Annotated in this window: 1 protein-coding gene; it reads right to left on the reverse strand. The window is 52.0% G+C overall.

Translation table 11 applies throughout. The annotated features are described in order from the left end of the window. Positions 1-786: hypothetical protein (locus tag ACFOWX_RS13315; RefSeq protein WP_381425114.1), on the reverse strand; the 786-nt coding region annotated here is incomplete at both ends.

Raw genomic sequence — 786 nt, forward strand, 5'->3', positions numbered from 1 at the left:
CGCGGTTTTGCGCCCCAACCTGTCATAATAGCTATAGGTCGCTCGCCCGTTGGGATCAGTCAGGCTCACCACATTGCCATTGGCATCATAGACATAGCTGGTGGTCAGATTACCCGTAGCTGTTACATAGGAAGAACCGTTCCAATAGCCGGTGGCAATGCCCGTTACACTGCTCGTTACCATCCGGTTCAGATTGTCATAGGCAAATACTGTCTCGCGATATGCGCCTGCGGGAATGCCGGGGGCCTCTTCCTCGCTGCCACCCTCAGCAGGCAAGCTGACCGCATTTTCATAAATACGGATATTGGTGACATTGCCATTCTTGTCATAACTATATTTGGTGTAGGTGCCGACCGCATTGATCTCCACCACTTTACGATTGAGATCGTCATAAAAGAACAGCGTGCGCCCGCCGGTCGCATCGACCGTCTCGGTGACATTGCCGCGCAAATCATATTTGATATATTCATTCGCCACATTGCCATGCGGCGCAGGGACGCTGGTTTGGATCAACCGGTTATTCTTGTCATAGATATAAGAGGTGATGCGCTGCTCAGCCAGGCCGAAAGCCTCGATCAGCTTCGTACGGTTGCCTCTGGCGTCATATTCAAATTTGTTGACGATGGTCGAGGATTGCAGCGTGGCGTCATTCAGATAGGTCGCCTGCGGCAAGGTTTCTTGGACCAAAAGCCCGCGCCGGTCATACGCATAATTGGTGACCGCGCCCAGCTTGTTTCTGGAGGTGATCCGGTTGCCCAGCGCATCATAGCTATATTCTTCATAAAA

It is taken from the genome of Sphingorhabdus arenilitoris (assembly GCF_042651485.1).
Classification (GTDB): domain Bacteria; phylum Pseudomonadota; class Alphaproteobacteria; order Sphingomonadales; family Sphingomonadaceae; genus Sphingorhabdus_B; species Sphingorhabdus_B arenilitoris.